This is a genomic window from Paracoccus sp. (in: a-proteobacteria) (genome assembly GCF_046462195.1).
GTDB lineage: Bacteria > Pseudomonadota > Alphaproteobacteria > Rhodobacterales > Rhodobacteraceae > Paracoccus.
The window spans coordinates 1-6,988 of sequence record NZ_JBKGUN010000060.1 but is presented as its reverse complement, the minus strand read 5'-3'; the positions used below and the strand labels follow the sequence as shown (position 1 = coordinate 6,988).

Sequence of the window (6,988 nt, the reverse complement as noted above, 5' to 3'; positions counted from 1 at the left end):
TCATCGGCATCATGCTGTGGCTGACCTGGCCAGCGCTGATGGGCAGCCTTCGCACGGGCGAGGTGTCGATGAACGCGGGCGGCCTGCCGCTGTGGCCGGCGCGCGCCATCCTGGTGGCGGGCTTCGGGCTGCTGTTCGCCCAGGGCCTGTCCGAGCTGATCAAGAAAGTGGCGGTCATGCGCGGCGTGATCCCCGATCCTTCCCATCATGTTTCGCCCCACGAGGCGGGATTGAAAGAGGCCGGGTTGATGACGGCAGGCCTGCAGCAGGAACAATCGGCCGCATCCCGGCCCGCCGACCCGGAGAACCGCGCGTGATCGACCTCATCGCCCACAATCTGGCGCCCATCATGTTCTTCTCGATGGTCGTCTTTCTTTTGTTCGGCTATCCCATCGCCTTTGCGCTGGCCGCCAATGGGCTGCTGTTCTTCTTTTTCGGCGTGTTCCTGACGCCGCTCAGCGACCAGGTGAACCTGGGATGGAACCTTCTAGGGGCGCTTGGGGACCGGGTTTTCGGCGTCATGCGCAACGACACGCTGCTGGCCATCCCGTTCTTTACCTTCATGGGGATCGTGCTGGAACGGTCGCGCATGGCCGAGGAACTGCTGGACACGATCGGCCAGCTGTTCGGGCCGGTGCGGGGCGGCCTCGCCTATGCCGTGATCCTGGTCGGCGCACTGCTGGCGGCAACCACCGGGGTGGTGGCGGCTTCGGTGATCTCGATGGGCCTGATCTCGCTGCCGATCATGATGCGCTATGGTTATGACAAGCGGCTGGCCAGCGGCGTCATCGTGGCGTCGGGCACGCTGGCCCAGATCATCCCGCCGTCGCTGGTGCTGATCGTGCTGGCCGACCAGCTGGGCCGGTCGGTGGGCGACATGTACAAGGGCGCCATGGTGCCGGCGCTGACGCTGACGGGGATCTATATCCTTTACGTGATGACCATGTCGCTGCTGCGCCCCAAATCCATGCCCGCCCTGCCGGCCGAGGCACGGAGCCTCGGTTCGGGCGGCTGGTCGCTGCTGGTCATGCTGGGATTGGGGATTCTCTCCTATTACGTAGGTGCCCGACTGATCGAGGGTGCGGGCTATGCCAATGCCTCCATCTGGTCGGCAGCATTGACCGTTGTGGTGCTGCTGGTTCTGGCGCTGCTGGACAAGTGGCTGCGGGTGAACCTGCTGTCGCCGATGACCCATCAGGTCATCATCGTGATGATTCCGCCGCTGGCTCTGGTATTTCTGGTGCTGGGCACGATCTTTCTCGGGATTGCCACGCCCACCGAAGGCGGAGCGATGGGTGCGATGGGTGCGCTGATCCTGTCGCTGGTCAAGGGACGCCTCAGCTTCGATGTGCTGAACCAGGCGCTTTTGTCCACGGTCAAGCTGTCGTCCTTCGTGATGTTCATCCTGATCGGCGCGACTGTCTTTTCGCTGACCTACTATTCGATCAACGGGCATATCTGGATCCGGGACCTGCTGACGGCGCTGCCCGGAGGCGAGATCGGCTTTCTGGTCGCGGCTTGCCTCATCATCTTCGTGCTGGGGTTCTTTCTGGACTTCTTCGAACTGGCCTTTGTCATCGTTCCGCTGCTGATCCCGGCCGCGAACGCGCTGGACATCGATCTGGTCTGGTTCGGGGTGATCCTTGCGGTGACGATGCAGACGTCGTTCCTGACGCCCCCGGTCGGCTTTGCGCTATTCTACCTGCGCTCGGTCGCGCCTCGGAAATCTTACCTCGACAAGATCACGGGGTTGAAAATGGAGGCCGTCAGCACGCTGGATATCTATCGCGGTGCCGTGCCTTTCGTCGGGTTGCAGATCCTGATGATCGCCGGCGTCGTCGCTTTTCCCGGCATGGTCATGCATTATCGCGGACCTGTCGCCGACACATCGAATGTCCGGATCGAGATACCGATGGGTGGGCTGGGGCAGGGCAGTCAGGGCGGCACCGGCTTCGGCACTCTGGGTGGGCTGGGCGGCTCGCCCTTTGGTCAGCAACAGCCGGCGACGGCACAGCCCGAAGATGCGCCTGCGACCGGGAGCACGCCTGCACCCTCTTCCGGCGGGATGGGGTTGGGCTTTGGCGGGCCGCCGCCGGGTCTTTCGGGCAACTGAAAGAAAGGGCCGGCCGTCCGGCCCTTTCCCTTTACAGACACCAAGGACAGTCCTGTCGTCCGGCAGGGCTGTCCGGTTTCATTCGGCCGCGTGGCTGTGCTTTCGCACCAGTGCTGCTCGGGCCGCACGGATGCCCTTGCCATAGGCGGGACTGATGCAATCGAAGTGGCCCAAGGCCCGCTGAACCACCACCTCGTCAGCACCCTCCATGGCGGCGGCAAGGTTGCGGTACAAGCGACCACGTTCCTCGTCGTTCAGCACGGTGTCATGCAGCGCGCGGGGCTGGGAATAGTCGTCCAGCTGCTGCTGATGCGGATGGCGCCCCGCCATTCCGGAAACCTTCAGCGGAGGCTCGGCGAAGGAGGGGTCCTCGACTGCGCCGCCAAAGCTGTTGGGTTCGTAATAAGCGTCCGCATTGCCTGCCTGGTGGCCAAAGAAGTTCATCTGGCCGTCCTTGTGATAATGATGCACCGGACATTTCGGCGCATTTACCGGCAGATGCTCGTAATGCGTTCCAAGGCGATAGCGATGGGCGTCCGCATAGCTGAAGACGCGGGCCTGCAGCATCTTGTCCGGCGAATAACCGATGCCGCGCACCTTGTTCGACGGGCTGAAGGCCGCCTGTTCGATCTGCGCGAAATAGTTGTCGGCATTCCGGTTCAGGGCAAATTCGCCCACCTCGATCAGCGGATAGTCCCCGTGCGGCCAGACCTTGGTCAGGTCAAACGGATCAAAGGGCGTGTTTTCGGCATCCAGTTCCGGCATGACCTGAACGAACATCTTCCAGCGCGGGAACTGTCCGGCCTCGATCTTGCCGAAAAGTGCCTCCTGATACCCTTCACGGGTGTGGCCGATGATCTCGGCCGCTTCGCCGTTGGTAAGGAAGCGGTGGCCCTGCTGGGTCTTGAAGTGGAACTTGACCCAGAAGCGTTCGCCATCCTTGTTCCAGAAGGAATAGGTGTGGCTGCCATAGCCGTTCATGAAGGTCGGGTCCTGTGGCAGGCCACGGTCCGACATCAGGATCGTCACCTGGTGCAGCGATTCGGGATGCTGGCCCCAGAAGTCCCACATGGCGGTAGCGCTGCGGAGGTTCGTGCGCGGGTGACGCTTTTGCGTGTGGATGAAGTTCGGGAACTTCAGCGGGTCGCGCACAAAAAAGACGGGAGTGTTGTTGCCCACCACGTCCCAGTTGCCCTCGTCGGTGTAGAACTTCAACGCAAAGCCGCGCACGTCGCGTTCATGGTCGGCGGCACCGTTTTCCCCCGCGACCGTCGAAAATCGGGCCAGCATCTCCGTCGATTTGCCGATCCGCGAGAAGATCGAGGCGCAACTGTATCGGGTGATGTTCTGAGTTACGGTGAATGTCCCGAACGCGCCCCAGCCCTTGGCGTGGACGACCCGCTCGGGGATGCGCTCGCGGTTCTGGTGCGCCAATTTTTCCAGCAGCTGATAGTCCTGCATCAGCAGCGGGCCACGCGGACCGGCCGTTTCGCTGTTCTGGTTCGAGGCGATCGGCGCTCCTGCCGTGGTCGTCATGCGGGGACGACGGGTCTGGTCGTGCTGGCTCATTCATGATCCTTTAACTGCTGGTTTCTGATTGCGTGATGGCGCGCCACGTGGATAAAGAGAAATTATTAATTCTATGAAAATAGATCAGAGATTCTTATGAACATCACGCTTCGACAGCTGCGGTATTTCCTGGCGCTGGCGCAACATGCGCATTTCAGCCGTGCTGCCGAAGCCATTCATGTCACCCAGCCTGCACTGTCCATGCAGATCCGAGCGCTGGAAGACATCGTGGGTGCCGCTCTGGTCGAACGAACTTCGGCCGGTGTCGTACTGACGCCACAGGGGCGCACATTGCAGCGTCATGCACGCAAGGTGCTGGCCGCCGTCACGGACATGCAGCAGGACCTTCGGCAACCGGGGCAGGGCGGGCGCCTGCTGCTGGGCATGATCCCCACGGTGGCGCCCTACCTGCTGCCTGAAGCGCTGCCCGTCCTGCGTGCGGCCGATATCGGACGCGACCTGCACCTGCGTGAGGCGCAGACGGACAAGCTGTTCGAGGAACTGGAGGCCGGGCGCCTGGATGCCATCGTTGCGGCAACGCCACCGGAGGGCTCGGATCTTGTTGCCGTCTCCCTGTTCACGGATCCCTTTCTGCTGGCGGGCAGCGTGTCGAGGATTGCCGCGTTGCGGGACCACGCCCTGGTGCCCGAGGCGCTGGATCCAGGGCAACTGCTGCTGTTGGACGAAGGGCACTGTTTGGGCGATCAGGCACTGGAGGTCTGCGGCCTGAGCCGCCGGACAAGCCGGCTGGATCTTGGTGCGGCGTCTTTGGCGACATTATGCCGTTTGGCGGCGCAGGGAATGGGCTTGACGTTCCTGCCGCGGATCGCGCTGCAACAGGAGTCGGCGGCCGCGCCCGGCTTGGCTGTTCTCCCATTCCCCGACCCCGCACCTTCACGTCAGGTGCTGCTGATCAGACGAGCCTCGACTCCGGCACAAGGCTGGTTTGACGATCTGACGCGCATTCTGGCCGATGCCGCACGCCCCCTGCTGGACGATCATTGAAGGGGCAGGGGAAATGAAAAAGGGGCTGCAACAACAGCCCCCTTGCCTGTCGAGGCTCAGGCCGGTTCCGGAACCCGTGCCGTCTGCAGCCAAGCCAGAACGGCCTCGGGCGCCGTTTCACCATAAGGATCGTCGGCGCAATCGTCGCAGCGGCCCGGTTCTTCGAACCACGCCTCGACCATACCGTCATTCACAATCGCAGCATAGCGCCAGCTGCGCGGGCCGAACCCCAGGTTGTCCTTGCGGACCAGCATGCCGACCTTGTCGGTGAACTCTCCCGATCCGTCGGGAATGACGGTTACGTTCTGCAGGTCCTGAGCCTTGGCCCATTGGTTCATGACAAAGCTGTCATTGACGGACAGGCAATAGATGGCGTCAATGCCCAGGTCACGCATCTGGCCGAACGCCTTTTCAAACCCAGGCAGCTGGTAGGTCGAGCAGGTGGGCGTAAAGGCCCCGGGCAGCGAGAACAGGATGACGCGCTTGCCGGCAAAGTAATCGGCCGTGGTCATGTCCTGCCAGCGATAAGGATTCTGGCCGCCAATCGACTCGTCACGGACGCGCGTGCGGAAGGTGACGTCGGGCAAGGTCGATCCGGTTTTCATCGGGACTCCTGTGGATGATGATGTCATGCAAACAGCCAACATGGCATTCGCATTCCAACCGTAATGCTGCCATGCGGCAAGAACAATGCCGCAGCGCCGCATGGGTGTTGGGGCATGGCTGCCATGCAACATGGGCAGACCCGGCGCCGCGTGCGTTGCCAAAGGCAGGATTTATCTCTATTTCTGTCCGAACCGCGACTGAAAGGACCAGACCCTTGCGCGACCTCAGGATGCCCGATCAGCGCCACCCCGAAAAGGCGCATCGTCCCGACCAGGCCCAGCCTAAGAAGCCGGACTGGATCCGGGTCAAGGCGCCGACCTCGGCCGGATACAAGCAGACGCGCGACCTCCTGCGTGAAAACCGTCTTTCGACCGTGTGCGAGGAGGCCGGCTGTCCCAATGTCGGCGAATGCTGGAGCCAAGGCCACGCCACCATGATGATCATGGGCGAGATCTGCACGCGCGGCTGCACCTTCTGCAACGTCGCCACCGGGCGTCCGCAGTCCTTGGATGCTTTCGAGCCAGGTCGCGTTGCCCATGCCGTGCAGAAGTTAGGCCTGAACCATGTCGTGATCACCAGCGTTGACCGTGACGATCTGGATGATGGCGGGGCCGACCATTTTGCCCAGACGATCCGCGCCATCCGCCACAGGTCCCCCGGTTCGACCATCGAGGTGCTGACACCCGATTTCCTGAAGTCGAAGCCTGGCGCACTGGAAATCGTCGTCGAGGCACGTCCGGATGTCTTCAACCACAACCTGGAAACGGTGCCCGGACTGTATCCGTCCGTGCGTCCCGGCGCCCGGTATTTCCATTCGCTTCGGCTGCTGCAGCGCGTGAAGGAGCTGGATCCCGCCATGTTCACCAAGTCGGGGATCATGGTGGGTTTGGGCGAGGATCGGCAAGGTGTCCTGCAGGTGATGGATGACATGCGGGCGGCCGATATCGACTTCATCACCATCGGTCAGTATCTGCAGCCCAGCCCCAAGCACCATCGGGTGGATCGCTTCGTCACGCCGGAAGAGTTCGCCGCCTATGAAAAGTCGGCCTATGGCAAAGGCTTCCTGATGGTGTCCGCCACGCCGCTGACGCGATCATCCTATCATGCCGGGGACGACTTCGTGCAGTTGCGTGACGCAAGGCTGGCGAAGCTGGGACGCGCTTGATCTGCAACTTACAGGGGCAGGATGCCATGTCGCATCTTGCAAAACGCGGCGGACCGGATTACCGGTAGCCGAATCCCGAAAGGGTTCTGCCGGAAGAGTGCCGAGAGATTGGGGGCGTGGCGGAATGGTAGACGCGACGGATTCAAAATCCGTTTCAGCAATGAGTGTCGGTTCGAGTCCGACCGCCCCTACCACGCTCTTCCGACTAGGTTTTTGCTCTGCTGGTGGGACTGATGAATGAGCGTTACTTGCCATTCTCAACATCGTTCTCAACATTTTCTGTTCGTGCTGCGTTCGTTTCGCGCCTTGCTTGAGCTTCCTTCGCCCGCGCGCGCTGCCATGCAGGGCCGGCATATTTCGTAATCATGGCAGTTGTCCTGTGTCCGATGATGGCTGCAATCAGTTCGTCGCTACATCCTGCCGCTGTCACCTCCGCCGTGGCTGCATAGCGCAGTAAGTGGATGGGCATTGTTGCGGAACGCGGCGTTGGAGCAGGGCCTGCCCTTCCCCATCAAGCTCGGGCCGCACGT

The 6,988-nt window shown here is 62.1% G+C and carries 7 protein-coding genes and 1 tRNA gene; 5 read left to right on the top strand and 3 right to left on the bottom strand.

Annotated elements, in window-relative coordinates:
* A partial coding sequence (locus ACLHHB_RS04145) for a TRAP transporter small permease subunit (protein WP_410217021.1) occupies window positions 1–317 on the top strand: 317 nt, incomplete at its 5' end.
* On the top strand, window positions 314–2,113 hold the full coding sequence (locus ACLHHB_RS04140; protein ID WP_410217020.1) for a TRAP transporter large permease subunit: 1,800 nt from the start codon (window positions 314–316) through the stop codon (window positions 2,111–2,113). The genes ACLHHB_RS04145 and ACLHHB_RS04140, both read left to right, overlap by 4 nt.
* A 78-nt stretch (window positions 2,114–2,191) precedes the next feature.
* On the opposite strand, the gene ACLHHB_RS04135 is transcribed toward ACLHHB_RS04140, so the two are convergent.
* Window positions 2,192–3,682, bottom strand: coding sequence for a catalase (locus ACLHHB_RS04135; protein ID WP_410217019.1), 1,491 nt, complete (start codon window positions 3,680–3,682; stop codon window positions 2,192–2,194).
* 96 nt (window positions 3,683–3,778) lie between these two features.
* Here ACLHHB_RS04135 and ACLHHB_RS04130 point away from each other — a divergent pair, with 96 nt between their 5' ends.
* Window positions 3,779–4,687, top strand: coding sequence for a LysR substrate-binding domain-containing protein (locus ACLHHB_RS04130; protein ID WP_410217018.1), 909 nt, complete (start codon window positions 3,779–3,781; stop codon window positions 4,685–4,687).
* A 56-nt stretch (window positions 4,688–4,743) separates the two neighbouring features.
* Here the strand turns inward: ACLHHB_RS04130 and ACLHHB_RS04125 are convergent, their stop codons facing one another.
* Window positions 4,744–5,292 (bottom strand): peroxiredoxin, encoded by a 549-nt coding sequence (locus tag ACLHHB_RS04125; RefSeq protein WP_410217017.1) that lies wholly within the window; start codon window positions 5,290–5,292, stop codon window positions 4,744–4,746.
* 230 nt (window positions 5,293–5,522) lie between these two features.
* On the opposite strand from ACLHHB_RS04125, the gene lipA reads away from it, so the two are divergent.
* On the top strand, window positions 5,523–6,458 hold the full coding sequence (gene lipA, locus ACLHHB_RS04120) for a lipoyl synthase (protein ID WP_410217022.1): 936 nt from the start codon (window positions 5,523–5,525) through the stop codon (window positions 6,456–6,458).
* A 110-nt stretch (window positions 6,459–6,568) separates the two neighbouring features.
* Window positions 6,569–6,652 (top strand) — tRNA-Leu (locus ACLHHB_RS04115).
* A 50-nt stretch (window positions 6,653–6,702) separates the two neighbouring features.
* Here ACLHHB_RS04115 and ACLHHB_RS04110 read toward each other — a convergent pair.
* A complete protein-coding gene (locus tag ACLHHB_RS04110) occupies window positions 6,703–6,825 on the bottom strand; it encodes a hypothetical protein (RefSeq protein WP_410217016.1) in 123 nt (40 codons plus the stop codon).
* Window positions 6,826–6,988: the final 163 nt, after the last annotated feature.

Coding starts and splice junctions, on each gene's coding strand:
- ACLHHB_RS04135 (WP_410217019.1), bottom strand. CDS start 3,682: ATGAGCCAGCACGACCAGACCCGTCGTCCCCGCATGACGACCACGGCA.
- ACLHHB_RS04130 (WP_410217018.1), top strand. CDS start 3,779: ATGAACATCACGCTTCGACAGCTGCGGTATTTCCTGGCGCTGGCGCAA.
- lipA (WP_410217022.1), top strand. CDS start 5,523: ATGCCCGATCAGCGCCACCCCGAAAAGGCGCATCGTCCCGACCAGGCC.
- ACLHHB_RS04110 (WP_410217016.1), bottom strand. CDS start 6,825: ATGATTACGAAATATGCCGGCCCTGCATGGCAGCGCGCGCGGGCGAAG.
- ACLHHB_RS04125 (WP_410217017.1), bottom strand. CDS start 5,292: ATGAAAACCGGATCGACCTTGCCCGACGTCACCTTCCGCACGCGCGTC.